The organism is Amycolatopsis kentuckyensis (assembly GCF_041679295.1).
GTDB classification, from domain to species: domain Bacteria; phylum Actinomycetota; class Actinomycetes; order Mycobacteriales; family Pseudonocardiaceae; genus Amycolatopsis; species Amycolatopsis kentuckyensis_A.
The window spans coordinates 1-23334 of the sequence record NZ_JBGDMD010000023.1; the positions used below are offsets into that span (position 1 = coordinate 1).

Consider the following 23334-nt stretch of genomic DNA (forward strand, 5'->3'; position numbering starts at 1 on the left):
TCTAACCCTGTTTCTCACTCACGACCCCGTGGTTAGGTCGCCCAGGTCGCCGGCGTGAACGCGTCTACGTCGGGCTCCGGCGGCCGACGTGGCCGGATCCTCGGTCCGCCGTCGGTCACGCTCGCCGGGCGGTCCGCGATCTTCGGGCCTTCCGAGCCGTCCGGCAGCAGGTCGCCCAGCAGCTCGCGACCCTGCGCCAAGGCATCCGAGCCTGCCTCCGAAGCCAGCCGCCGGATCAGCCCGGCCAGCTCCCCCGGCGGCTTGTTCAATGCCCATCGGTCGAACCTCAGGTCCACCAGTGCCCCGTGCAGGTCGACCACCACCGCGACCCCGTCCTCCGCCGCGGCAGCGCGGATCGCCGCCAGCCGTGCCCCGAATCCCGGCTCCGGGGCCGCGAAAGCGTCGTCAGCCAGTTCCACGGCCGTCCGGTTCACTGCGACCGCCAGCTGTCCGGTGTGGTCTCTTCCGCGGCTTCCCCCGGCTCGGGCAGGCCGAGGGCCTCGACACCGTCCTGGTTGCGCCACAAGGAAGCCGTGGCCCGCGCCGACGCGGCCGCCGTCAGCAGCAGGATGCGGCGCGCCAGCTCGTCCGGCTCCAGCCGCAGCGCCGCGGCTTCCAGGGTGAGCTCCTGCAGCGCCCCGCCGGGCGCGACCTCGACGGCGACCGTCCGGTCGGCGGCTTTTCCGGTGATCACGGGTGCACCCCTCCGTAGAACGTCGACGCCGACAGCGTGTGCGTGTTCCGGCGGACGGCGTCCCCGGAGTTGCCCTCGATCATCGTGACCCGGTTCCCGTCGACCTTCTCGACGATGCCGATGTGCGTGCTCGTCGACGTGTTCTGCGGGCCGGTGCCGAAGATCAGCACGTCCCCCGGCTTCGCTTCGTGCAGCGCGTTCTTGCCGTAGGCGTGCCCGTTGCGTTCGCCCCAGTGGTAGACGTCGCCGCTGAAGGGCAGGACCGGGATCTTCACGCCGGCCTTGCGCCACATCGCCGTCGCGAACGACGAGCACCACGCGGCGGTCGGCCCGTACGGGTTCCGGTTGCTGCCCGGCGGGTTCTCGCGCGTGCCCAGTTCCTTCCGCGCCGCGTGGACGATCTCCGTGCCCCGCCCCGAAGCCGCCTTCGTCGGCGCGGTCTTGTCCACGACGCCGTCGTGGGTCAGGTCCGTCCGCAGCTCGTGCAGTTTCTCCGCCGCCGTTTTGAGTTCGGCGTCGACGTGCCGCAGGGTCGACGCCGACTGCCGGGTATACCGCGGCGCCAGGTCGGCGGCGTGCCCGACGGCCCGCATCAGCGCCGCCTGCGTCCCGGCCGCGACCCCGGCGTCGAGAACCTGCTTGGCCCGAGCGGTGTACTCGTCGACCAGCCGCTGCACGGCCGTGTGCCCGCTGTCCACTGTGGACGCGACATGCGCGACGACCTTCTCCGCCGCCGCGCCGGCCGCACCGGTGACCCGAAGCTCCTTCGTCAGCTTCGCGCTGTTGTGGCGGAAGCCGTCGGCGCCGCGTCCGTGCCAGTGTTCCAGGACCGTGGTGCTTTCCTTGTGGTAGGCGTCGTGCTGGGCGTCCAGCGCCCCTGCGACCTGGTGCAGCGCGTATTCGGCGCGGACGGCGTCCTCGGCCTTCCCGGCGAGCTTGTTCCGGTGCGCGACGAGGTCCTTCGCGAAGGAACGTGCGAGCGCGGCGGTGTCCATGTCAGCCCTTCCCGTTCAACGCGGCGGCGGTGGCCGTCTCGTGGTCGCGATAGGACTTCGCGGCCTTTCCGGCCGCCGACGCGAGCCCGTCGGCGTGCGCGCCGACCCCCTTCACCTGGCGTTGCAGCGCCAGCCCGAACCCGGCGAGCGCGTCGGCGAAGCCCGACTCCTCGCCGATCTTCCCGAAGCTGTCGCGCGCGATCTCGCGGACGTCGCGCAGCTGCCCGGTCGCGGTGCCCAGCGCGTCGGCGACGTGCCGGGTCCGGTGCACGTACGAGTGCAGCACCGTGTCGTCCACCCGCAGCGGCTCGCCACCCCCTCGCGCCTGGGGTGCGCCGTGGTGCTTCGTGACGTCCTGGGCGGCCTCGCGCGCGGCCCTCAAGTGGTGCTTGTAGGCGCCGTTCGTGTACGTCGACCAGGGCGTGAAGTCGTGGCCGTCGCCCGAGATGCGATTCGCGACCCGTGCGTTGGTGTCCGCGTCGAACAGCTGGTCGTCGGACTTCAGGTGGTACTGGCGGCGCCGTTCCGGGCCGAGCGCGCCCAGCATGTTGATCTGCCAGAGGCCGTAGGAGTCGTCCGGCGGGGTGGCGTTGTGCGCGGTCGTCCGCCCGCCGGACTCGGCCAGCGCGACCGCGACCGCGGTGGTCAGGCCCTGGCCGCGGAACCCGGCCGCGTAGGCGTGCCGGGCGATCTGCTCGGCGCTCAGCTTCGTCATGGTTCGACCTTGTCCGTCCGGGTACCCGTTCCGGTAGGCGCGGTGCACGCAGGGACAACCCGCGTGCACGCGCGGCTCAACCTCCGGGGCCGCTCACCCGTACTGACCACGGGAGACCTTTCGGCGAGGGGAAGACGGATGCGCGCAACCGGGGTGCTGACCCTGCTGGGGTTGACGCTGGTCACGGCGTCGTGCGCGGCCCCGCGCGCGACGACGCCGAGCCCGATCGCGGAACCCGAGCCGCTGACGCGGACGTCCACTCCGGCCACCACGACCCCGCCGCCCGCGCCACCCTGCACGGTAGTGACCGGCGCGTGCGTGAGCCTGGCGCAGCACCTGGCCTGGCTGCTGCGCGACGGCCGGGTCGTGCGCGGCCCGGTCCCGGCCGGGTTCGGCCCGCCGGACCAGGCGACGCCGGCCGGGTCGTTCCACGTCGTCTGGAAGGACCGCGAGCACACCAGCAGCGTGTACGGCACGGACATGCCCAACTCGGTGTTCTTCGCCGCCGGCGGCATCGCCTTCCACGCCGGGCCGCTCGACGCGCCGTCGCACGGCTGCGTCCACCTCACCGACGCCGATTCCGCCGCGTTCTTCGACGGCCTGAACGTGGGGGACGCGGTGCAGGTCCAGTAGGCTCCCTCCCTGGTGGACACTTCGGTTGTGGTTTCCCGGCTGCGCGCGGCGGGCTGCGTGTTCGCCGAGGACGAGGCGGACTTGCTCGTCGCGGCCGCGTCGAGCCCCGCCGAACTCGAGTCGCTGGTCGGTCGCCGGATCGCCGGGCTGCCGCTGGAGCACCTGCTGGGCTGGGCGGAGTTCCACGGGCTGCGGATCACCGTGCGGCCCGGGGTGTTCGTGCCGCGCCGCCGCACCGAGTTCCTGGTCGACGTCGCCGTCTCGCTGGCGCCGCCGGACCCGGTGGTGCTGGACCTGTGCTGCGGATCGGGTGCGCTGGGTGCCGCGTTCGCGGCTTCGGTGGCCCCTCGTGAGCTGCACGCGGCCGACGTCGAACCCGCGGCCGTCGACTGTGCGCGGGTGAACCTCCCGGACGCTCGGGTCCACCTGGGAAATCTCTACGACGCGCTGCCGTCGTCCCTGCGCGGCCGGGTCGACGTGCTGCTGGCGAACGTGCCGTACGTCCCCTCGGAGGCCGTCGCGACGATGCCGCCGGAGGCGCGCCTGCACGAACCGCGGGTCGCGCTCGACGGGGGTTCTGACGGCCTCGACCTCGCGCGCCGCGTCGCGGACGGCGCTTCGCTTTGGCTCGCGCCAGGCGGGACACTGCTGGTGGAAACCAGCTCGAGACAGGCACCTGTGTTGAGCGGGATCTTCGCCGCGGCCGGGCTGGCGCCGCGGGTGCACGAGTCGGAGGAGCTGGGCGCCACCGTCGTCACGGGTACCACGAAGGTGTGACCTCACATTCGCGCCGCTCCGGACGTCTACAGGGTGTGATCGTGAAACCGTTCGAGCAGATCGTGGCCGAGCACGGGCCGATGGTCCTGCGTGTCTGCCGGGCCGTCCTCGGCCAGGCGGACGCCGAAGACGCCTGGTCGGAGACCTTCCTGGCGGCCCTCAAGGCGTACCCCGAGCTGCCCGCCGACGCGAACGTCCAAGCGTGGCTCGTCACGATCGCGCACCGCAAGGCCGTCGACGTCACCCGCGCGCAGGCCCGCCGCCCCCTGCCGGTGAGCGAGATCCCGGACCGCCCCGGCCGCACCGACGCGTGGAACGGCGACCTGTGGGACGCGCTCGCGAAGCTGCCGGACAAGCAACGCACGGCCGTCGCCTACCACTACCTGGCGGGGTTGCCGTACCGCGAAATCGCGGAGATCACCGGAGGCACGGCGGACGCCGCCCGCCGTGCGGCCGCCGACGGCGTCAAGGCCTTGCGGGCCGTCTACCCCCTGGAAGGAGCGCACTCATGATCGACGCAATCTGGTCGTTCCCGTTCGAGGCCCAGGTCCTGCCGCACCACATGCACGAACGGCTCACGGCCGACGCGGAGCGCGAGGGCCTGCTGGACATCGCCTACCACACGATCGACACCCCGGTCGGCCCCCTACTGCTGGCCGCGACGGCGCAAGGCCTGGTCAGGGTGGCATTCGACCGCCAGGACCACGACGCGGTGCTGGCCGAGCTGGCATCGCTGATCAGCCCGAGGATCCTCCACGCCCCGGCCCGCCTCGACGCGGCGGTCCGCCAGCTGGACGAGTACTTCACGGGAGGGCGCAGGAACTTCGCCCTGCCCCTCGATTTCCGTTTGGCACGCGGGTTCCGTCTGTCGGTATTGGAGCACTTGCCGGAGATCGACTACGGCCACACGGAGAGCTACGCCCAGGTGGCAGCGGCGGCGGGCAGCCCAAGGGCGGTCCGCGCGGTCGGCACGGCGTGTGCACTGAACCCGTTGCCGGTGGTGGTGCCGTGCCACCGGGTGGTGAGGTCGGACGGGTCGTACGGGCAGTACGCGGGAGGCGAGGAAGCCAAGCGCACCCTGCTCACTTTGGAGGCGGCTTGAGGTTGCGGAGTAGGTGAGAGGCTTCGGCCGGGGTCAGGCCGGAGGGCCAGGCCGGGGGCCGCAGGCCGGGCCGCAGGCCGGGGGCCGCAGGGCCAGGCCGGAAGGCCAGGCCGCAGGGCCAGGCCGGAAGGCCAGGCCGCAGGGCCAGGCCGGAAGGCCAGGCCGCAGGCCGGGCCGGGCCGCAGGGCTTGGCCGGAGGCCGGGGCCCGCAGGCCGGAGGGCCAGGCCGGAGGGGCCGGGGCCGCGAGCCGGGGGCGGGGGGGCTGGAGGCACGAGTAGACGCAGCCGGGGGGCGGGTGTGCGGTGACCGCCGCCTTCCTCGCCACCTCGCTCGGTCACGCCAACCACCCCAGCGCGCCGATAGCCGCTCCGGCCCCCACCGGGGGCCGCGGGCCGGCAGCCCCCGTGGGAGCCGGTGTGCGGTCGCCGCCGCCTTCCTCTCCACCTCGCTCGGTCGCACCGACCACCCAGCGCGCCGATAGCCGCTCCGGCCCGCCGCCACTTCAAGCACCCAGTGGCATCGACCCCGCACGCCCGGGCGGCGCCCGCACCGCCGCCGACACCCCACCGGCCGCCACCGAGCAGCCGCCACAACCGCCCGTCCCCACCGCACCCTTGTGCACCGGCCGACAACACCAAGCGAAATTCCCCGCCCACCCGATCTCACGTTTCACCCCGCCGGCGCGTCTACCCAATATGAGCACCTTCGAGAAACGAGTCGCCGCGGCGGACTGGGGCGCAGTGGCCGCCGAGGTCGATGACTACGGCTGCGCGCTCCTTCCACCGCTGCTCACGCCCACCGAATGCGCCGAACTCGTCGCCCTCTGGGACCAGCCCGAACACTTCCGCGCGACCGTCAACCTGCGGCGCCACCGCTTCGGCGACCACGGCGACTACCACTACTTCGCCGAACCCTTCCCGGAACCCGTACAACGCCTCCGACAAGCGCTCTACCCACGCCTGCTGCCCATCGCCCAAGACTGGTACACCCGGCTCGGCCGCGAACCCGAGTGGCCGTCCACTTTGGACGAATGGCTGAAGGTCTGCCACGACGCCGGCCAACGCAGGCCCACCCCGATCCTCCTCCGCTACGAAACCGGCGGCTGGAACGCCCTGCACCGCGACCTCTACGGCGACAAGGTGTTCCCGCTGCAAGTCGTGATCAACCTCAACGAACCGGGCGCCGACCACACCGGCGGCGAGTTCCTGCTCGTCGAGCAACGCCCACGAGCCCAGTCCCGCGGCACCGCGACCCTCATCCCGCAGGGCTACGGCCTGGTCTTCACCACCCGCGACCGCCCGGTCCGCTCGGCCCGCGGCTGGTCCGCGTCGCCGGTGCGGCACGGCGTCTCGGCCGTGCGGTCGGGCCGGCGGCACACCCTCGGCCTGGTCTTCCACGACGCCGCATGACCGACGCGGAACTCGAGGCACTCGTGAAGCTGATCGGCCCGGCCCGGCACGTCGTGCTCGGCACGGCCGCCGATCCGGCCTCGCGAGCCGACGGCGAACGGATCGCCGAAGCCTGGGGTGGCCTGGTGCTGGCGACCGTGACGTGGCCGGAAACGGCGGCGTCATGGCTGCGGCAGGCCCGGCGGTTCGCGACGCCCGACCCGGACGTCTGGGTGGTCAGCGCCACCCCGGCCGGCTGGGCGGGCATGACCCGGCGGCTGCTGCGGTCGACGTCGTGGCGTCCTCATCGGACGGTCGTGACCTCGAAAGCGGCCGACGTCCGGCTGCCCGGCCTGCGCGGCACCCGAACAGACGGCACCACTTGGGAGGACTGATGCACCACGCGATCATCGACTCGCCGATCGGCGAGCTCACCCTGGTCGGCGACGGCGATGTCGTCACCGGCCTCTACTTCCCGCACCACTGGACCCGCCCGGACCGCACCGCGTTCGGCCCGCGCGACGACTCGGCGTTCCCGGTCGCGGTAGCACAGCTGAAGGAGTACTTCGCCGGCCAGCGCACCGAGTTCGACGTGCCCACCCACGCCGACGGGCCGAACTTCGACCGCGCGGTCTGGGCCGAGATCGCGAAAATCCCCTACGGCGCAACAGCGACGTATGGCGACCTCGCACGGGCCGTCGGGGCGCTGCCTCACGAAGTCGGGGCGGCCGTGGGGCGGAACCCGCTGAGCATCCTCGTGGCGTGCCACCGGGTCGTCGGGAAGAACGGGAAGCTCACCGGGTACGCGGGCGGCGTCAAACGCAAGGAGTTCCTGCTGGAGCTGGAACGACCGCCGGCCGACGAGCGCGGGCAGCTCTGGTGAGTCACACGTGGCTCAGGAGCATCGTCGCACCCAGGCCCGTCATCGTGACGGCGATCAGGACGTCGAGGACGCGCCAGGCCGCGGGCCGGGCGAACAGTCCGGCGAGGCGACGGGCGCCGAAGCCGAGAGCGCTGAACCAGACGGCGCTGGCGATCCCGGCACCGACGCCGAACAGCCAGCGCCCGTCGCCGTGGGCGACCGCGACCGAGCCGAGGAGCAGCACCGTGTCGAGGTAGACGTGCGGGTTGAGCCACGTGAACGCCACGCAGGCGAGCACGGCTTTGCGCAACGGCGTCCGTTCCTCGCCGACGGCCATGACCGACGGCCGGAACGCCCGCCGCGCGGCGAGGGCGCCGTAGCCGAGCAGGAAGAGCCCGCCACCGACGGCGATCACCCCGATCGCCGTCGGCCACTGCTCCAGCACGGCGCCGATCCCGCTCACGCCGAGCCCGATCAGCACGAGGTCCGACACGGCACAGATGACGACGAGCGGGGCGACGGCGCCGCCGCGCAGGCCCTGTTGCAGCAGGAAGGCGTTCTGGGAGCCGATGGCGACGATGAGGGAGAGACCGGTCCCGAACCCGGCGAGGAGCAGTGGCAGCACCACTCTACGGTATGACCGGCCGGCTGGATTACTCCAGCTAAAGATTCTTACGTAACATTAGCGCTCGTGATGTCAGATCTTCCGCTCGACCAGGTCAGAACGCTGCTGGCCGTCGTGGACGAGCAAAGTTTCGACGCCGCGGCGGCGATGCTGCACGTGACGCCGTCGGCGGTCAGCCAGCGGGTGAAGGCCCTGGAGCAGCGCACAGGCCGCGTGCTCCTGCTGCGGACGAAGCCGGTCACGCTCACCGAGTCCGGCCGGGTCTTGATCCGCTTCGCGCGCTCACTCGCCCAGCTCGAGCAGGACGCGCTGGCCGAGCTGGGCCTCGGCTCGTCGACCCGGACGTTGTCGATCGCGGTGAACGCGGACTCCCTGGCCACGTGGTTCCTCCCCAGCTTGGCCCACGTCCCGGAGTCACTGGGAATCTGCTTCGACCTGCAACGCGAGGACCAAGACCACACGGCGGCGCTGCTGCGCGAAGGCCTGGTGATGGCGGCGGTGACGGCCTCACCGCAGCCGGTCCAGGGCTGCACATCGAGCCGCCTGGGCCGCATGCGCTACCGGGCGATGGCGTCCCCGGAGTTCATCACCCGCCGGCTGACGGCGCCCCTCACCACGTCCCTCCCCCAGGCACCGGTGGTCCTGTTCGACCGCAAGGACGACCTGCAGGACCGCTTCCTGCGCGCCCTGACCCGCCGCCGCACGTTCACGCCGGTCCGCCACTACATCCCGGCATCGGAGTCGTTCGCGGACGCGGTGGCAGCCGGCCTGGGCTGGGGCATGGTCCCGGAAATCCAGGCGGCCACCCGCGGCGACGCTTTGGTGGACCTGGCCCCGGACCGCCCGTTGGACGTCCCGCTGCACTGGCAGCAGTGGAAGCTGGACTCCCCCGCCCTGGCGGCCGTGGCGGCAGCAGTCGCCGAAGGCGCGAAGGCCGCTCTCCGCTGAGAACGATCACGACGTGCCGCGGACGATCCGGCGCGCCGCGGTAGTCGCGATGGGCGCGCCGCTCGGGTGAGCTCATCGGCCGCGGCAGTGCGTTTCCGGTCAGCTCGACGAAGCCGGGAAGTCGCCCACACCCCGCTCCACCAGGTCAAAAGCCTGATCGATCACCGCGACCTGCTCCCGCCGCACCACCTCCGCGTCCTCCCCCGCCACGATCCGCCCCATGGCGTGGGAAAACACCGTCGTGATCGCCGTCGTCAACAACCCTGCCACCATGCGGGACCGGAACACCTCGCCCGTCTCCGCGGCGAGCACCTCCGCGATCGCCGAAGCGATCTCCCGCTCCTGCTCGTACCAGCGGGCCATCAACGCCGGGCTCGACGTCAGCACCCACCAGAAACCCGGTCCGCCGGTGATGGCGCCCGACAGCGGATGCCCCGAAGCCAACAGCGCGTGCTGATGTGCTCGCAACGCCGCCACCGGGGACACCCCGTCCGCGCGGGAACGGACCACGTCGGTCAGCTCGGCCAGCCGGTCGGCGTGGCGGTCGAGGAACAAGTCCTCCTTGCGGGGGAAGTAGTTGAACACCGTCATCTTCGAGACGCCCGCCGCCTCGGCGATCTCGGCCACCGTCACCTCTTCGAAGCCGCGCTGGATGAACAGGCCTGTTGCCACGTTCGAGATCAGCTCGCGCGTGGCCCGCTTCTTGCGCTCGCGCAATCCGTGATCCGCCATGAGCCGAGAGTATAGACCGGACACAAAGTTTGACTCGGTAAAAGTTTCGCGGCATCATCGGAGCCATGAACAGGGATGTGGTGATCTCCGGGGGCGGACCGGTCGGGCTGATGCTGGCCTGCGAACTCCGGCTGAAGAACGTGGACGTGCTGGTCGTCGAGCGGCTGAGCGAGCCGGACCTGACAATCAAGGCCGGGTCGGTCAACCTGACGACCGCCGAGGCCTTCTACCGCCGTGGCCTGCTGCCCGCGGTGGACGAGGTCGTGCGGCAGAACGCCGAACAGATCAAGAAGTTCCTCGAATCACGCGGCGGGGGCGGCCCGAAGCCGGCGATGCCGGTCGGGCACTTCGCCGGGATCATGGTCGCGTCGAACGGCGTCGACTTCGGCGATCCCGCCTTCCGGGACGTCGGGCCGGCCTCGCGGGTGGTCGTGATCCAGCAGCAGGCCGTCGAAGCCATCCTCGGCGCCCGCGCCCTCGAGCTGGGGGCCGAGATCCGGCGGGGCGTCGAGGTGACCGGGTTCGACGCCGGCGACGACGGCGTGACCGTGCGGCTCGATGATGGGACCGAGGTCGGCGCCGGCTGGCTCGTCGGGGCCGACGGCGGCCGGAGCTTCGTGCGCAAGCACGCCGGGTTCGAGTTCCCCGGGACCGATCCGGCGATCACCGGGCGCCAGGCGCTCGCCGAGCTGACCGGCGCCGAGAAGCTTCCCGCCGGCTGGCAGCACGGCAATGGCGGCCTCTACGTCCACGGGCCGATGCCCGGCCGGATGCTGACCGTCGAGTTCGACGGGCCGCCCGCGGACCGGCACACGCCGATCACCGCCGAAGAGCTGGAAGAGAGCTTCCGGCGGGTGTCCGGCGCCGACATCCGGGTGACCGAGGTCCACAGCGCGACGCGCTTCACCGACAACGCGCGGCAGGCGGCCACCTACCGCCAGGGCCGCGTGCTGCTGGCCGGGGACGCCGCGCACGTCCACTCCCCCTTCGGCGGGCAGGGCCTCAACCTCGGCATCGGCGACGCCGTCAACCTCGGCTGGAAGCTCGCCGCTACCATCCACGGCACCGCGCCGGACGGGCTGCTCGACACCTACACGACCGAACGCCACCCGATCGGCGAGTGGGTCCTCGAGTGGACCCGCGCGCAGGTCGCGCTGATGCGCAGCGACGTCCGGACGAAGGCGCTGCGCCAGGTCGTCACCGACCTGCTCCTCACCGACGACGGCGCCACCTACCTGGCGAAGAAGCTCTCCGGGGTCCTGCACCGGTACCCGATCGACGGCGAGCACGACCTCACCGGCCGCGGCGCGCCCGACTTCGCGTTCGCCGACGGCACCCGGCTCGGCGAGCACCTCCAGGACGGCAAGGCGCTCCTGCTCGACCTCGCCGAGAACGCCGAACTGCGCGAAGCGGCGAGCGGCTGGGCCACCCACGTGACGACGTTGACGGCGAAGTGCGTCAGCGCCCCGGCCCTGACGGCCGTGCTGATCCGCCCGGACGGCTACATCGCCTGGGCACGCGAAGACGGCACGACGACCGGCTTGGCCGAGTCGCTGCGCCGCTGGTTCGGCGAGCCCGCCTGACGCCGAAAGGGGCGCGCCGGGCAAACCGGCGCGCCCCTCACGAACTTCAGTAGGCGACCGCGAAAGCGTGGCTCATCGCGTCGTAGTGCTTCGCCGTCGAGCCGCTCGCGTCGGGCAGACCGCCCGACGCCATCTGGACCGCCCCGGTCGAGCCGCTCACCCAGTCCGTCTTCACGTAGAAGTTGAACTTCGGGACGCAGCCGTTGCCCGTCGCCGCCGTGAAGCGGGTGTTCAGCGGGACCACCATGTGGTGGACGTCGCGGCGGACGACCGCCGTCACGCTGGACGACGCGTCCGACTTGCAGAGCGTGCCGTCGGCCTTCCACTGGTTGACGAACAGCGTCACCCGGGCGGTCATGCTGTTCACCGGGCAGTCGTAGTCCGCCGGCTCCGGGTAGCACGCCATCAGTTCCATGTCGCCGAAGACGCTGAGCCCGGTCACCGGCGCCGTCTCGAAGACAGCCGAGGCCGGCTCGCGCACGGTCGGGGCCGCGGAGCTGAGGCCGATGACGCGACCGGGAGGCGTGTCCCCATCGTCGGCCTGCGGCGGCGTGCCGGCGGTCGTGTTCGCGACGCTGGTGTCCGCGAACTTCAGCTCGCCGCCGACGAGGCTCACGGTCGAGTTGCCCAGCCCGAGGTTCGCGCTGCGCAGGTACGTCGTGCAGGTCACGGTGCCGGCCGCGCCCGGGTGCACCAGGAACCGCGTCGTGACGTTGATGTCCCGCAGCGAGGCCGGGGTGCCGGTGGCGCTCGCGATGATGACGTTCTGGCCGAGCACCTCGTTCTTCGTCCAGCCGCTCGTACTCGAACAGCGGACCTCGTTGTCGATCAGCGTCGTGTTCGACGCGTTGTTCACGCGCAGCGTCGAGTAGACGTACGCGGTCTGCGTGGCCGTCATCGACAGCTGCACCGAGCCCAGCGCCGCGACGTACTGGGTCTCGTGCGGCGAGGTCACCGTGCGCGGGGTGAACGTCACCGCCGTCGCCGCCTGGGCCGCCGGAGCGGCGCCGAGCAACCCGGCGAACGTGGCCGCGCAGGCGACGGCCGCGGCGAAGATCCTGCGTTTCATCGAAGTCCCCTCAGCTGGAGTGGAATGATCAACGGGACCGATTCTGTCGGCCGGCGGCGCGGCGCGGACCGGTCAAGACCGGTCGTTGACCGAAAGAGGACACCCGCCATGGCCGAGCTGTACCCGCCGATCGAGCCCTACGACCGGGGCTTCCTCGACGTCGGCGACGGGCACCGCATCTACTGGGAGACCAGCGGGAACCCGGCCGGCAAGCCCGCGGTCGTGCTGCACGGCGGCCCGGGCCAGGGCAGCACGCCGGGCATGCGGCGGGCGTTCGACCCGGCCCGCTACCGGGTGGTGCTGCTCGACCAGCGCGGTTGCGGCCGGAGCACGCCGCACGCCGTCGATTCGGTGCGGGACAACACGACCGGCCACCTCGTCGCCGACCTCGAGAAACTGCGCGAGCACCTCGGCATCGAGCGCTGGCTGGTGACCGGCGGGTCGTGGGGCACGACCCTGGCGCTCGTGTACGCCGAAAGCTTCCCCGAGCGGGTCACCGAGATCGTCGTGAGCGCGATCAGCACCACGCGCCGGTCCGAGATCGACTGGCTCTACCGCGGCCTGCGGCGGTTCTTCCCCGAGGAATGGGCGCGGTTCACCTCGGGCGCCGACGACGACGTCGCGGCGTACGCGCGGCTGATGGCCGACCCCGACCCGGCGGTCCGGCAGCGCGCGGCGGAAGCCTGGTGCCGGTGGGAGGAGGTGGTCCTGTCACTCGAACCCGGCGCGCCGCCGGTGAGCGACGCGCCGGTGCACGAAGCCGCGCTGGCGTTCGTCCGCCTCACGACGCACTACTACGCGAACGCGGGCTGGCTCGAAGAAGGCGCGGTGATCCGCGACGCCGGACGCCTCGCCGGCATCCCGGGCGTGCTGATCCACGGCCGCCTCGACCTGAGCTGCCCGGTGACGACGGCGTGGGAGCTGGCCGAGGCGTGGCCCGGTGCGGAGCTGCTGGTCGACGACCACTCCGGGCACCGGGCCAGCGACGTCAAGCGCGGCTGGAAGCTCGCCGCGCTGGACCGGTTCGCGGGTTAGCCCTCGGCGGCCAGCGTCACCGCCACGTCGATGATCATGTCCTCCTGGCCGCCGACGAGCGCGAGTTCGCCGCAGCGGCGCAGGATCGCCTGCGCCGGCACCCCGTACCGCTCGGCCGCGCGCTCCGCGTGCAGCAGGAAGCTCGAATACACCCCGGCCCAGCCCTGGACGATCGCGTTGCGGTCCATCTTCGGCCAGCGGTTCAGGTACGGGCGGACGACCTCTTCGGCCGCGTCGAGGAGACCGCCGACGTCGAGGCCCGTGTCGATGCCCAGCCGGTCGAACACTGCCGCGAGCACCTCGGTCGGCGAGTTCCCGGCACCCGCGCCGAGCGCGCAGAGCGACCCGTCGATGTAGCGGACCCCGGCCTCGTACGCCAGGACGGAGTTCGCGACGCCGAGCGAGAGGTTCTGGTGGCCGTGGTAGCCGACCCACGCGGTGTCGCCGACCTCGGCGACCAGCGCTTCGAACCGTTCCCTGGCCTCGTGCATCAGCAACGCGCCCGCCGAGTCCGTCACGTATGCCGCCTGGCAGCCCGCGTCTACCATGATCCGCGCCTGCTTCGCGAGGTCCTCCGGGGGCGTCCGGTGCGCCATCATCAGGAACCCGGCGGTCTCCATGCCGAGCTCGCGCGCCAGCCCGAAGTGCTGCGGCGAAACGTCGGCCTCCGTGCAGTGCGTCGCCACGCGGACCATTTCAGCGCCCGCGTCGAACGCGCGCTGGAGGTCTTCCGCCGTCCCGATCCCCGGCACGAGCAGCACGGCGATCTTCGCCTGCGTCGCCTCTTCCCGGGCTGCTGCGATCAGTTTCAGCTCGTCGACGGCGGAGAAGCCGTAGGTGAACGACGAGCCGCCGAGGCCGTCGCCGTGGGTCACCTCGATCACCTCGACGCCGGCGCGGTCCAGCGCGCGCACGGTGTCGCGCACGTGCTGTTCGGTGAAGCGGTGGGCCATCGCGTGGCTGCCGTCCCGCAGCGTCGTGTCGACGATCCGGACGTCGTGCTTCAGTTCCGGGCGGCCGGTGTGCATTGATTCGTTCGCAGGCTCACTCATGCCGGCACCTCCTGCTTCGCGCGGGCCATCAGCTCGCCGACGCGGGCGGCCGCGGCGGTCATGATGTCGAGGTTCCCGGCGTACTCCGGCAGGTAGTCGCCGTTGCCGCGGACCTCGAGGAAGATCCCGACCCGCGCGTTGCCGTCCCACTCCTCGCGCGCGTCGTCGAACTGCGGGTCCGCGCGCAGCGTGTAGCCGGGCACGTACTTCCGGACTTCTTCGGCCATTTCGTGGATGGACGCGGTGATGGCGTCGCGGTCGGCGTCGAGCCCGATCGCGCAGAACACGGTGTCGCGCATGATCATCGGCGGCTCGACCGGGTTGAGGATGATGATCGCCTTGCCGCGCCCCGCACCGCCGACTTCGGCGACCGCGCTGGACGTCGTGCGCGTGAACTCGTCGATGTTCGCCCGCGTGCCGGGTCCGGCGCCGCGCGAAGCCACCGACGCGACGATCTCCGCGTACGGCACCGGCGTCACGCGCGAAACCGCGTGCACCATGGGAATCGTGGCCTGGCCGCCGCAGGTGATCATCGAGACGTTCGGCGCGTCGAGGTGCGCGCCGAGGTTCACCGGCGGGCACACCATCGGGCCGAGGTGCGCCGGGGTGAGGTCGATCGCCTGGATGCCGGCGGCTTCGTAGCGCGGCGCGTTGGCGGCGTGCGCCTTCGCCGACGTCGCCTCGAACACCAGCTCCGGCAACGGGTCCTGCCGCAGCAGCCAGTCGACGCCCTCGGCGGACGCTTCGATCCCCTGCGCGCGGGCGCGCTGGAGCCCGTCGGACTCGACGACGCCGACCATGTATCCGACTTCGATCACTTCACTGCGTCGCAGCTTCGCCAGCAAATCGGTACCGATGTTGCCGGGGCCGACGATCGCCGCTTTCACGGGTGCCATGCGGTCGACCGTCGCACCGGGCCGGGTGGGCGGGACAGCCTGGTGTTCCGGCCAGCGGAACGCCACGTCACCTCCGCTTTCGAGCGTTCCCCGGCGGAGATCCCGACGGTCACGGCCGCGGCGCAGGGATGCCGGCAGGAACGCGACGACTCTTGGGCCGGCAGTTTGATCGACACGCGATCGGGGCAGCTTCGGGAGGTCACCCGAACGAGGAGGCGCGATGGCCGGGCAGACCCGTTGGCACGTGATCCCGAGGACCGCCCCGCTGTGCTGGCTCAGCCTGGCGGCGGGAGTGCTGCTGTTGGTGTCGAGCATCATCACGTTGACGACGGCCGCGGCCCGGGTGCCGGTCCTGGAGGTGATCGTCGCGGTGGTGGCGGTGGCGCTGATCGCGTTGGCGGGCATCGGCTTGGCCCGCCCGGACCTGCGCGGCCGCTGAGCTCAGGGACGCACGCACCGCTGGGTGTCGACGTCCCAGGTGCCGCCGCCGGCGAGGCAATCGGTGAATTCCCGCTGCCCGTCGACCCACGCTTTGTGGCCGGCGCAGACTTCGTACCTGGTTTCGTCGCCGTCCCGGCACTGGTAGCCGTATTGCGGCGGTTTCCGGGACTGCGTCGGCTTGCGCACCGGCGCCTTCTTGGTAGTCGCCGGGACAGGCAGGGAAATCGTCGTCGGAGCACTTGACGTCGTCTCGGTGACGGTCACGACCGGCGTCGGCTCGATGGTGAGGATCGATTCGCTGGTGAGCGGCGGATCGGGCGCGCCCGGAACTTTCGGAGACGCGTCGCACGCGGCCGTCGCCATGCCCGCGACGAGCAGCATCCCCCACCACCACGACTTCACCGGCGCACCCTCGACGATTCGGATCGGACAGCAGTTCGGTCGCCGAAGAGACTGCGACGGTTACCGTCGTCCGGTCGTTGTCGCCGGATCGCAATGTGCGGCCGCTGAGGTCAGCGCGGCCGGCGGCGGGTTGTCGTGTGCCGCGGAGTCGTCGGCTTCTTCGTCGTGGCCGTCGGCGTGTGGGCTCGCGTCTGCGTAGGCGCCGGGGTCGCCGGGGCTGTCGGCGAAGTCGTGGTCGCCGGCAGCCCGGTCGTCGCCGGGAAGTCCGTCGTGGACGGTGGCGGCGGGATCAGCCGCCCCGTTTCCGATCCGCCCCCGGCACACGCCGCCACCAGCACGGCCGTGCTCACGACCAGTCCGCACCACCGCGCCTTCACCCACCGGACGTTAGCAGCGGCAAGCCGCCGGTGAGGCCGGAACCGGCCGGGTCCCGCGGCGGCGCCGGGGCCCGGCCGGACGGCGCTACAGCTCCTCGTGGTCCGCGTGCTCCACCTTCGCCTCCGGGACCGGGCGGCCGTCGCTCACCCGGAAGTCGTCCACGCCGTCGAGGACGAACGTCGGGGTGCCCGCCACCTTGTCCGCCCGGCAGTGGTGCACGTCCAGGTCGGCCACGTCCCGCGCCACGAACGCCGGGCGCGTGTCCGGTGCTCCGAATCGGACGTCCACATTGTCCAGGCTGATCCCGCGCGCGTGGCGGATGAAGAACCCGTACGCCGGGAGCGTGCCGAACATCGACGGCTCCGGGTACGCCGTTTCCAGCTCCGGTGGGTTCTGGACCGCGTCGCCCGGGGTGAGGCCGCCCGCCAGGTGGTGGCGGATGTTGCTCAGCTTGACGTCCTCGATCGGGTGGCCCGGGATCCCCGCGAGGCACGACGGGTACCTCGGGTCCGCGGCGAAAGTCGTGACGTCGCTGATGCTCACCCGGCGGAGGAAGCCGACCGGGATGCCCGCCGGCCCGCGCATCCGCGCGCCCAGCCGCAGGAACAGCGGCATCTGGACGTTGCGCATCGTCAGGTTGCTGACCGTCACGTCCTCCAGCCACCCGCCGTCGACCGTCTCCAGCGCCAGGCCGCGGCAGTACTCGAAGACCACGTTGGAAATCGCGATGTTGCGGAACCCGCCGTTGGCCTCCGTGCCGAACTTGACACGGCCGGTCCGCCCGTACGACGACGAGGTCTTGAACGTCCCGTCGACCAGCGTCCCGAGGTCGTAGCCGCTGACGAAGCAGTTGTCGATCGTGACGTTCTCGGTGTCCCGCATCCGGTTGAGCGCGTACGAGCTCTTCAGCACGATCGCGTCGTCGTTCGGCGAGTTGACCGTCGTGCCGGAGATCCGGACGTTCTTGCAGCAGTCGATGTTGATGCCGTCGCGGTTGGTGTCGATCACGAGGCCTTCGATGCGGAAGTTGTCGACGCCGGTCGGCAGGATGCCGAAGTGGCCGCCGTTGACGATCGTGATGTCGCGGATCGCGACGTTGCGGCACAGCTTGAGCGCGATCGTCTTGTTGCCGTTGAGCGGCGCGGACTCCGCGCTGCCGCCCGCGACGAGGCCCTTGCCGTCGATCTTGCCCGGCCCCTCGATGGTGACGTTCTCCAGGTTCTCGCCCCAGATCAGGCTGTTGTGCCAGTGGCTGTGCCCGAAGTCCTGGTACGGGTTGCCCGCGCCCGGCTCGGCGGGGTCGTACCCCTTGCCGCCGGCCGGCGTGGCCGCGAGGATCGTCGCGTTCGCCGCCAGGTACAGCGCCACGTTGCTCTTGAGGTGGATCGAATAGCTCGCGTAGGTGCCGGCCGGGAAGTAGACGGTCCCGCCGCGGGTCGCGGCCGCGTCGATCGCGCGGTTGATCGCCGCGGTGTCGATGGTGAGGCCGTCGCCCTTGGCGCCGCACTTCGTGACGTCGAAGACGCGGCCGTCCGCCGCCAGCTCTTGGGCACTGGCAGCCGGAGATCCGATGAATGGCAGCGCGGCACCCGCCGCCGCTCCCCAGGTGACGGCACGACGACGGCTCAACGGTCTGCTCACAAGTCTCCCTTTCCTGGCCACAGCGGAAACACCACGCGGTGTTCCGACGGCGGATCGGGAATGCGCGAAATCAGGCTAGGAGGAAGTGATCGGATGAGTCAAGCGCGAGCGCATGACCAGTGCCGCGACGTGGTACGAGCACGGCTCCTCGCCGCGATTGGCGTACGAGTGCGTTTCGTCCGCCGGGAAGTAGACCGAATCCCCCGCCGTCAGGACGTACTCCGCCGAGCCGACGCCCAGCCACAACGTCCCCGATTCGACGGCCACGAACTCGTGCGAACCCGCCGCGTACGCCGGAAAACTCCCCGCGTCGCACCCCGGCGGCAACGTGGTGCGGATCCATTCGAAGTTGACGCCGGGGACCACCGGCGTCAGGACCGTGCGGTGCCAGCCACCCGGCTCCGCGACGTGGTCCTGCTCCGCCGCGCGGCGGACGATCACGCGGTCCGACTCGAGGCCGGCCAGCAGCCGCGACAAGGACAGCCCGAGGCCGTCGGCGACGCGGGACAGCACCACCACCGTCGGCGTCTTCTCGCCGCGCTCGATCGCCGACAGCATGCTCACGCTCACGGCGGCCCGCGCGGCCAGCGCGCTCAGGGCCAGGCCGCGGTCGGCCCGCAGGTCGTGCAGGCGGCGGCCGAGGACAACCGGATCGATCATTCCTCTATAATACCTGTCATGTCCACTATAGAGGAAGCCGTCGAAGCCGACGCCGAAGGCATCGCGGCGGTCTTCGCGCCCTACGTCACCGGCTCGGTCGTCACGTTCGAGACCACGCCGCCGACCGCGGACCAGTGGCGCGCGAAGATCACCGACCTGCCGTTCCTCGTGCTGCGCGGGACGAAGGTCGACGGCTTCGCGTACGCCGCGCCGTGGCGGCCCAAGCCCGCCTACCGGCACACCGTGGAGACCACGATCTACCTCGCGCCCGAAGCCGCCGGGCGCGGACACGGCCGGCGGCTGCTGGACGAACTGCTCGAGCGGTGCGCGAAAGCCGGTGCCCGGCAGGCGATCGCGGTCGTCGTCGACTCCGGCAACCCCGCGTCTCGGAACCTGCACCGCGCCGCCGGCTTCACCGACGCGGGCGTACTGCGGCGCGTCGGGTTCAAGCACGGCCGCTGGCTCGACACCGTCCTGATGCAACGCGAACTCGGCTGACCATCGGGCAGGATGCGCGCATGGACACCGAAGCCGACCTCCTGGCAGCGGCGCGGCGCGCGGACCGCGGCGCGTTCGACCGGCTCGTGCGGCCCTACCAGAGCGAGCTGCGCGCCCACTGCTACCGGATGCTCGGCGCCCTGCACGACGCCGAAGACGCGCTGCAGGAGGCGTTGCTCGGCGCGTGGCGCGGGCTGGCCGGGTTCGAGGGACGCAGCTCGGTGCGCGCGTGGCTCTACCGGATCGCCACCAACGCCTGCCTGCGGCTGATCAAGCAACGCCCGAAACGCTTGCTGCCACGTGACTTCCACCCCGCGGCCGACCCCGGCGACCCGCTCGCCGACCCGGTCGACGGCGAGGCGTTCGTCGAGCCCTACCCCGAGGACGACTGGGACCCGCAACGCCGCTTCGAGCTCCGCGAAAGCGTCGAGCTGGCGTTCATCGCCGCGCTGCAGCACCTGCCCGGCACCCAGCGGGCCGTGCTGATCCTGCGCGAGGTGCTCGCGTTCTCGGCCGCGGAAGTCGCCGACGCGCTCGGCACGTCGGTCGCTTCGGTGAACAGCGCGCTGCAGCGGGCCCGCAAGACCCTCGACGAGCACGCGCCGTCGCAGAGCCAGCAAGCGACGCTGCGCGCCCTCGGCGAGGAAGCGGAACGCGCGCTGGTGGCGGACTTCGTGGCCGCGTGGGAACGCGCGGACGTCCCGGCGCTGCTGGATCTCCTGGCCGAAGACGCCCGCTTCACGATGCCGCCGCTGCCCGCCTGGTTCGACGGCCGCGACGACGTCGCCCGCTTCCTTTCCGGCAGCGTGTTCGCGACGCCGTGGCGGCTGGTGCCGGTCCGGGCCGCCGGCCAGCTCGCGTTCGCCTGCTACCAGCGCCACCCGGACGGCGTCTTCCGCATCGGCTGCGTCAACGTGCTGACGCTGCGCGGCGACCGCGTCGCCGAGATCATCGGCTTCCTCGATCCGAGGATGTACGCGGGCTTCGGCCTGCCGGAGACCCTTCCCTAGCTCGTCCAGCGGCGGAGCTTCTCCGGGTTCCGGACGACCCAGATGTGCCGGATCCGGTCGCCGGCGACGTCGAACGCGAACACCGTCACCGTGACGCCGTCCTCCAGCGCCACCAAGCCGGGCCGGCCGTTCACCGTGCGCTCCAGGAACGCCGTGGTGGGCGGCCGGCGCCGGGCCAGCTCGACCCAGGCCGTAGCGATCCGCTCGCCGCCGTCGAGGGGACGCAGGAAGGTGGTGGCGAGGCCGCCCCCGTCGGCGGTCGCGGTGGCGGCGGGATCGAGCAGCCCGATCAGGGCGTCGATGTCCTTGGCCTCCCACGCCTGCTTGAAATCCCGGACGATCCCCGCCTGCCGGGCGACCGGAGTCGCCGGACCTCGCGACGCGCGGACCCGGCGGCGGGCCGAAGACGCCAGCTGGCGGCACGCCCCCGGCGTCCGCCCGACGATCTCGGCGACCTCCGCGAACGAATGGCAGAAGACGTCGTGCAGGACGAATGCGACGCGCTCGGCCGGCGTCATGGACTCGAGCACGACCAGGAAGGCCATGCTGACCGACTCGTCGAGGGTGACCCGGTCGGCCGGGTCGCCGCCCTGGTCCTCGGGCACCGGCTCGGGGATCCACTCGCCCACGTAGGTTTCGCGCCGGGCCCGGGCCGAGCCGAGGACGTTCAGGCAGATGCGGCCGGTCACCGTCGTCAGCCAGGCGCCCGGGGACACAATCTCCTCCCGCTGGGCCGGGGACAGCGCGCACCAGCGGGCGTAGGCCTCCTGAACGGCGTCCTCGGCCTCGGCGAGGCTGCCCAGGAGCCGGTACGCGAGGTCGATCAGCGGGCGCCGCTCGCCCATGACCGCGGCCAGGGTGGTCATCGCGCTCCCTTCGTCGTCACCGGTACGACCGGACAGCGCCCCGGAATGTGAGGCCTGACGTTCCGGGCGGCTGCGTGGTCGAACGGGGGAAACCGATCCGACCACGTTCTGGAGCCAGCATGACCACCTTCACCGAGCCGGCCGCCGCCGGCCGCCTGGAGCGCGCCGCCGCCGCGTTGACCGCCCACGGGTTCGCCGCGGAAGTCCTCGACGACGCCGCCGCCGCGCGCGTCCGCGTCAAGGAGCTGATCCCGGCGGGGGCCGCCGTGTTCACCGGGTCCAGCGAGACCCTCCGCCGGTCCGGCATCGCCGACGACATCAACGCGACCGGGAGCTACCAGGCCATCCGGCCCCGGGTGCTGGCCATCGACCGCGAAACCGGCGCCGACGAGATCCGGAAGCTGCTCGCGAGCCCGGACGTCGTCGTGGGCAGCGTCGCGGCGGTCACCGAAACCGGTTCGCTCGTGGCCGCTTCGGGCAGCGGCAGCCAGCTGCCCGCCTACGCCGGCGGCGCAGCCCGGGCGATCTGGGTCGTCGGCGCGCAGAAGATCGTGCCCGACCTGGAGACCGCGCTGCGCCGCGTCGAGGAGCACTGCCTGCCGCTGGAAAGCGTCCGCACGCGGGAGGCCCACGGGTGGCCCAGCGCCGTCAACCGCCTGCTGGTCCTCAACGCGGAACCCCGGCCCGGCCGCGCCACCGTGCTGTTGCTGCGCGAAGCGATCGGGTTCTAACGGGACTTGGCCCGCAGGTGGAGCCGCTCGCCCTGCTTCCCGAACAGGCTGAGGATCTCCGCCGGGCGGCCGACCGCGCCGAACCAGTGCGGCAGCCGCGTGTCGAACTCCGCCGCCTCGCCGGGGCCCAGCGTCATGTCCCGGTCGGCCAGGATCAGGCGCAGCCGGCCCGACAGGACGTAGAGCCACTCGTAGCCTTCGTGGACCTGGGGCTCGGGCTCGCCGGTCTCCGGTTCCAGGATCATCTTGAACGCCTGGGGCGCGCCGGGCTGGCGGGTCAGCGGCAGGACGGTCATCGTCGCGCCGTTGCTGCGCGGGAAGCGGCGGGCGGTCAGCCGGACGCGCGGGTCGCCGACCTCCGGGGCGCCGACCAGCTCGTCGAGGGGCACCTGGTGGGCCTGCGCGATCGGCAGGAGCAGCTCGAGGCTCGGTTTGCGCTGGCCGGACTCCAGCCGCGACAGCGTGCTCTTCGAGATGCCCGTCGCGGCCGAGAGGTCGGCCAGCGTGACCCGCCGCTGCGTGCGGACCCGCTTGAGGCGCGGGCCGACCTCGGACAGGGCCTGGGTGATCGCGTCGGTCATGTCTCCAGGAAACGCGCTCGTTGCGGAAACGGCAACATTTGTTGTCGGATTCGCGAAGCCGGGCCCAGGGTGGCGGCATGACCGAAAACAGCTATGACGTCCTGGTGGTGGGTGGCGGCGCGGCGGGCTTGAGCGCCGCCCTGATGCTGGGCCGGGCGCGGCGGCGCGTCGCGGTCGTCGACGGCGGCTCGCCGCGCAACGCGCCCGCCCGGCACATGCACGGGTTCCTGTCCCGCGACGGCCTGCCGCCGTCCGAACTGCTCAAGATCGGCCGCGAGGAGCTCGCCGGCTACGGCGTCGAGGTCCTCGACGACCAGGTGACCCGGCTCGAAGCGGGCTTCACGGCCGAGCTGGCGAGCGGCCGGGAGCTGACCGCCCGCCGCGTCCTGGTCGCCACCGGCGTCCACGACGACCTGCCCGACCTCCCCGGGCTGCGCGAAAGCTGGGGCACCGACGCCGTGACCTGCCCGTACTGCCACGGCTACGAGGTCCGTGACCAGCCGCTCGGCGTCCTCGGCACGGAGCCGCTGAGCGTCGAGCACGCGCTGCTCGTGCGCCAGTGGTCGCCGGACGTCGTGTACTTCGCGCACACCGCGCCACTGTCCGAAGAGGACCGGACCCGGCTCGACGCGCGCGGCATCCGGGTCGTCGAGGGGACTGTCACGGCGGTGCGGCGCGAAGACGGGCGCCTCACCGGGATCGAGCTCGGCACGCGGTTCGTGCCGCGGGTGGCGCTGTTCGTCCGCACGCGGACCGTTCCGCACGCCGACCTGCTGCGCAGGCTTGGTTACGAAGAGACCGACGCGATGGGCCAGACGAACGTGCCGGGTGTCTGGGCGGCCGGGAACGTGGTCGACGCGCGGGCGACGGTGATCATCGCCGCGGCCCAGGGCGCGGCCGCCGCGGGCGCGCTGAACCACGACCTCGTCGCCGAAGACGTCGAGCGGGCGGTGGCGAAGTTCGGCGGGTTCACCCCGGCCGCCGAGCGCGCGGCCGCGGCGGCGCGCTGACGTCCTGGC

At 72.0% G+C, this 23334-nt stretch carries 30 protein-coding genes; 16 read left to right on the forward strand and 14 right to left on the reverse strand.

The genetic code is table 11. From position 1 onward, the window contains the following. Positions 1-32: 32 nt before the first annotated feature. From ACERZO_RS48755 to ACERZO_RS48770, 4 genes are read right to left on the reverse strand one after another with little or no spacing between them, the layout of a single operon-like run. The gene (locus ACERZO_RS48755; protein WP_372672859.1) at positions 33-419 is read right to left on the reverse strand and encodes a hypothetical protein; all 387 of its coding nucleotides are present in this window, start codon (positions 417-419) and stop codon (positions 33-35) included. Between the two features lie 11 nt (positions 420-430). Beyond that, complete coding sequence (locus ACERZO_RS48760) at positions 431-694, reverse strand: YbaB/EbfC family DNA-binding protein (protein WP_372672860.1); 264 nt, start codon at positions 692-694, stop codon at positions 431-433. Continuing rightward, positions 691-1689, reverse strand: coding sequence for a CHAP domain-containing protein (locus ACERZO_RS48765; RefSeq protein WP_372672861.1), 999 nt, complete (start codon positions 1687-1689; stop codon positions 691-693). Before ACERZO_RS48765 ends, ACERZO_RS48760 begins: the two co-directional genes overlap by 4 nt. 1 nt (position 1690) lies before the next feature. Further along, positions 1691-2404, reverse strand: a complete 714-nt coding sequence (locus ACERZO_RS48770) for a lytic transglycosylase (protein WP_372672862.1) — start codon at positions 2402-2404, stop codon at positions 1691-1693. A 138-nt stretch (positions 2405-2542) separates the two neighbouring features. On the opposite strand from ACERZO_RS48770, the gene ACERZO_RS48775 reads away from it, so the two are divergent. The 7 genes from ACERZO_RS48775 (at position 2543) to ACERZO_RS48805 (ending at position 7188) form a co-directional block, all read left to right on the forward strand. Next, complete coding sequence (locus ACERZO_RS48775; RefSeq protein WP_372672863.1) at positions 2543-3037, forward strand: L,D-transpeptidase; 495 nt, start codon at positions 2543-2545, stop codon at positions 3035-3037. Positions 3038-3049: 12 nt separating this feature from the next. Continuing rightward, positions 3050-3814 (forward strand): putative protein N(5)-glutamine methyltransferase, encoded by a 765-nt coding sequence (locus tag ACERZO_RS48780; protein ID WP_372672865.1) that lies wholly within the window; start codon positions 3050-3052, stop codon positions 3812-3814. A gap of 35 nt (positions 3815-3849) precedes the next feature. Continuing rightward, entirely contained in the window at positions 3850-4326 is a 477-nt protein-coding gene (locus tag ACERZO_RS48785) for an RNA polymerase sigma factor (RefSeq protein WP_372672866.1), read from the forward strand. Beyond that, positions 4323-4916, forward strand: coding sequence for a methylated-DNA--[protein]-cysteine S-methyltransferase (locus tag ACERZO_RS48790; RefSeq protein WP_372672867.1), 594 nt, complete (start codon positions 4323-4325; stop codon positions 4914-4916). The genes ACERZO_RS48785 and ACERZO_RS48790 overlap by 4 nt, the downstream gene beginning before the upstream one ends. A 696-nt stretch (positions 4917-5612) precedes the next feature. Further along, entirely contained in the window at positions 5613-6326 is a 714-nt protein-coding gene (locus ACERZO_RS48795) for a 2OG-Fe(II) oxygenase (protein WP_372672869.1), read from the forward strand. Next, on the forward strand, positions 6323-6700 hold the full coding sequence (locus ACERZO_RS48800; RefSeq protein ID WP_372672870.1) for a hypothetical protein: 378 nt from the start codon (positions 6323-6325) through the stop codon (positions 6698-6700). The genes ACERZO_RS48795 and ACERZO_RS48800 overlap by 4 nt, the downstream gene beginning before the upstream one ends. After that, positions 6700-7188 (forward strand): methylated-DNA--[protein]-cysteine S-methyltransferase, encoded by a 489-nt coding sequence (locus tag ACERZO_RS48805; protein ID WP_372672872.1) that lies wholly within the window; start codon positions 6700-6702, stop codon positions 7186-7188. The genes ACERZO_RS48800 and ACERZO_RS48805 overlap by 1 nt, the downstream gene beginning before the upstream one ends. A 1-nt stretch (position 7189) precedes the next feature. On the opposite strand, the gene ACERZO_RS48810 is transcribed toward ACERZO_RS48805, so the two are convergent. Next, on the reverse strand, positions 7190-7792 hold the full coding sequence (locus tag ACERZO_RS48810) for a LysE/ArgO family amino acid transporter (protein WP_372672874.1): 603 nt from the start codon (positions 7790-7792) through the stop codon (positions 7190-7192). 69 nt (positions 7793-7861) lie between these two features. Here ACERZO_RS48810 and ACERZO_RS48815 point away from each other — a divergent pair, with 69 nt between their 5' ends. After that, the gene (locus tag ACERZO_RS48815; RefSeq protein WP_444843249.1) at positions 7862-8740 is read left to right on the forward strand and encodes a LysR family transcriptional regulator ArgP; all 879 of its coding nucleotides are present in this window, start codon (positions 7862-7864) and stop codon (positions 8738-8740) included. A 99-nt stretch (positions 8741-8839) separates the two neighbouring features. On the opposite strand, the gene ACERZO_RS48820 is transcribed toward ACERZO_RS48815, so the two are convergent. Continuing rightward, a complete protein-coding gene (locus ACERZO_RS48820) occupies positions 8840-9472 on the reverse strand; it encodes a TetR/AcrR family transcriptional regulator (RefSeq protein ID WP_372672877.1) in 633 nt (210 codons plus the stop codon). 65 nt (positions 9473-9537) lie between these two features. Here ACERZO_RS48820 and ACERZO_RS48825 point away from each other — a divergent pair, with 65 nt between their 5' ends. Further along, the gene (locus tag ACERZO_RS48825) at positions 9538-11055 is read left to right on the forward strand and encodes an FAD-dependent monooxygenase (protein WP_372672878.1); all 1518 of its coding nucleotides are present in this window, start codon (positions 9538-9540) and stop codon (positions 11053-11055) included. Positions 11056-11101: 46 nt separating this feature from the next. Here ACERZO_RS48825 and ACERZO_RS48830 read toward each other — a convergent pair whose 3' ends face one another. Continuing rightward, a complete protein-coding gene (locus ACERZO_RS48830) occupies positions 11102-12124 on the reverse strand; it encodes a hypothetical protein (RefSeq protein ID WP_372672879.1) in 1023 nt (340 codons plus the stop codon). Between the two features lie 108 nt (positions 12125-12232). On the opposite strand from ACERZO_RS48830, the gene pip reads away from it, so the two are divergent. Further along, on the forward strand, positions 12233-13159 hold the full coding sequence (gene pip, locus ACERZO_RS48835; protein ID WP_372672880.1) for a prolyl aminopeptidase: 927 nt from the start codon (positions 12233-12235) through the stop codon (positions 13157-13159). On the opposite strand, the gene dmpG is transcribed toward pip, so the two are convergent. Both dmpG and ACERZO_RS48845 read right to left on the reverse strand, forming a co-directional pair. Then, positions 13156-14211: a 4-hydroxy-2-oxovalerate aldolase gene (dmpG, locus tag ACERZO_RS48840; RefSeq protein ID WP_372672881.1), complete on the reverse strand. Its 1056-nt coding sequence runs from the start codon at positions 14209-14211 to the stop codon at positions 13156-13158. The two genes, pip and dmpG, sit on opposite strands and share 4 nt — an antisense overlap. Beyond that, the gene (locus ACERZO_RS48845; protein WP_372672882.1) at positions 14208-15107 is read right to left on the reverse strand and encodes an acetaldehyde dehydrogenase (acetylating); all 900 of its coding nucleotides are present in this window, start codon (positions 15105-15107) and stop codon (positions 14208-14210) included. Before ACERZO_RS48845 ends, dmpG begins: the two co-directional genes overlap by 4 nt. A 220-nt stretch (positions 15108-15327) precedes the next feature. On the opposite strand from ACERZO_RS48845, the gene ACERZO_RS48850 reads away from it, so the two are divergent. Next, entirely contained in the window at positions 15328-15546 is a 219-nt protein-coding gene (locus tag ACERZO_RS48850) for a hypothetical protein (protein WP_372672883.1), read from the forward strand. A gap of 2 nt (positions 15547-15548) precedes the next feature. Here ACERZO_RS48850 and ACERZO_RS48855 read toward each other — a convergent pair whose 3' ends face one another. After that, positions 15549-15929, reverse strand: coding sequence for a hypothetical protein (locus ACERZO_RS48855; protein ID WP_372672884.1), 381 nt, complete (start codon positions 15927-15929; stop codon positions 15549-15551). A 156-nt stretch (positions 15930-16085) separates the two neighbouring features. Between ACERZO_RS48855 and ACERZO_RS48860 the strand changes: the two genes are divergently transcribed. Beyond that, positions 16086-16361: a hypothetical protein gene (locus tag ACERZO_RS48860; RefSeq protein WP_372672885.1), complete on the forward strand. Its 276-nt coding sequence runs from the start codon at positions 16086-16088 to the stop codon at positions 16359-16361. A 51-nt stretch (positions 16362-16412) separates the two neighbouring features. Here ACERZO_RS48860 and ACERZO_RS48865 read toward each other — a convergent pair whose 3' ends face one another. Beyond that, the gene (locus ACERZO_RS48865; RefSeq protein ID WP_372672917.1) at positions 16413-17909 is read right to left on the reverse strand and encodes a rhamnogalacturonidase; all 1497 of its coding nucleotides are present in this window, start codon (positions 17907-17909) and stop codon (positions 16413-16415) included. Positions 17910-18044: 135 nt separating this feature from the next. Next, positions 18045-18629 carry a helix-turn-helix domain-containing protein gene (locus ACERZO_RS48870; protein ID WP_372672886.1) on the reverse strand — a complete coding sequence of 195 codons (585 nt, stop codon included), beginning with the start codon at positions 18627-18629 and terminating at the stop codon, positions 18045-18047. Between the two features lie 18 nt (positions 18630-18647). On the opposite strand from ACERZO_RS48870, the gene ACERZO_RS48875 reads away from it, so the two are divergent. Both ACERZO_RS48875 and ACERZO_RS48880 read left to right on the forward strand, forming a co-directional pair. Beyond that, entirely contained in the window at positions 18648-19127 is a 480-nt protein-coding gene (locus tag ACERZO_RS48875; RefSeq protein WP_372672887.1) for a GNAT family N-acetyltransferase, read from the forward strand. 20 nt (positions 19128-19147) lie between these two features. Then, complete coding sequence (locus tag ACERZO_RS48880) at positions 19148-20137, forward strand: sigma-70 family RNA polymerase sigma factor (protein ID WP_372672888.1); 990 nt, start codon at positions 19148-19150, stop codon at positions 20135-20137. On the opposite strand, the gene sigJ is transcribed toward ACERZO_RS48880, so the two are convergent. Continuing rightward, entirely contained in the window at positions 20134-21003 is an 870-nt protein-coding gene (gene sigJ / locus ACERZO_RS48885) for an RNA polymerase sigma factor SigJ (protein WP_372672889.1), read from the reverse strand. The two genes, ACERZO_RS48880 and sigJ, sit on opposite strands and share 4 nt — an antisense overlap. 119 nt (positions 21004-21122) lie before the next feature. On the opposite strand from sigJ, the gene ACERZO_RS48890 reads away from it, so the two are divergent. Further along, positions 21123-21734 (forward strand): LUD domain-containing protein, encoded by a 612-nt coding sequence (locus ACERZO_RS48890; RefSeq protein ID WP_372672890.1) that lies wholly within the window; start codon positions 21123-21125, stop codon positions 21732-21734. On the opposite strand, the gene ACERZO_RS48895 is transcribed toward ACERZO_RS48890, so the two are convergent. Then, a complete protein-coding gene (locus ACERZO_RS48895) occupies positions 21731-22315 on the reverse strand; it encodes a helix-turn-helix domain-containing protein (RefSeq protein WP_372672891.1) in 585 nt (194 codons plus the stop codon). The genes ACERZO_RS48890 and ACERZO_RS48895 overlap by 4 nt on opposite strands. Before the next feature lie 77 nt (positions 22316-22392). Between ACERZO_RS48895 and ACERZO_RS48900 the strand changes: the two genes are divergently transcribed. Beyond that, complete coding sequence (locus ACERZO_RS48900; protein ID WP_372672892.1) at positions 22393-23325, forward strand: NAD(P)/FAD-dependent oxidoreductase; 933 nt, start codon at positions 22393-22395, stop codon at positions 23323-23325. Positions 23326-23334: the final 9 nt, after the last annotated feature.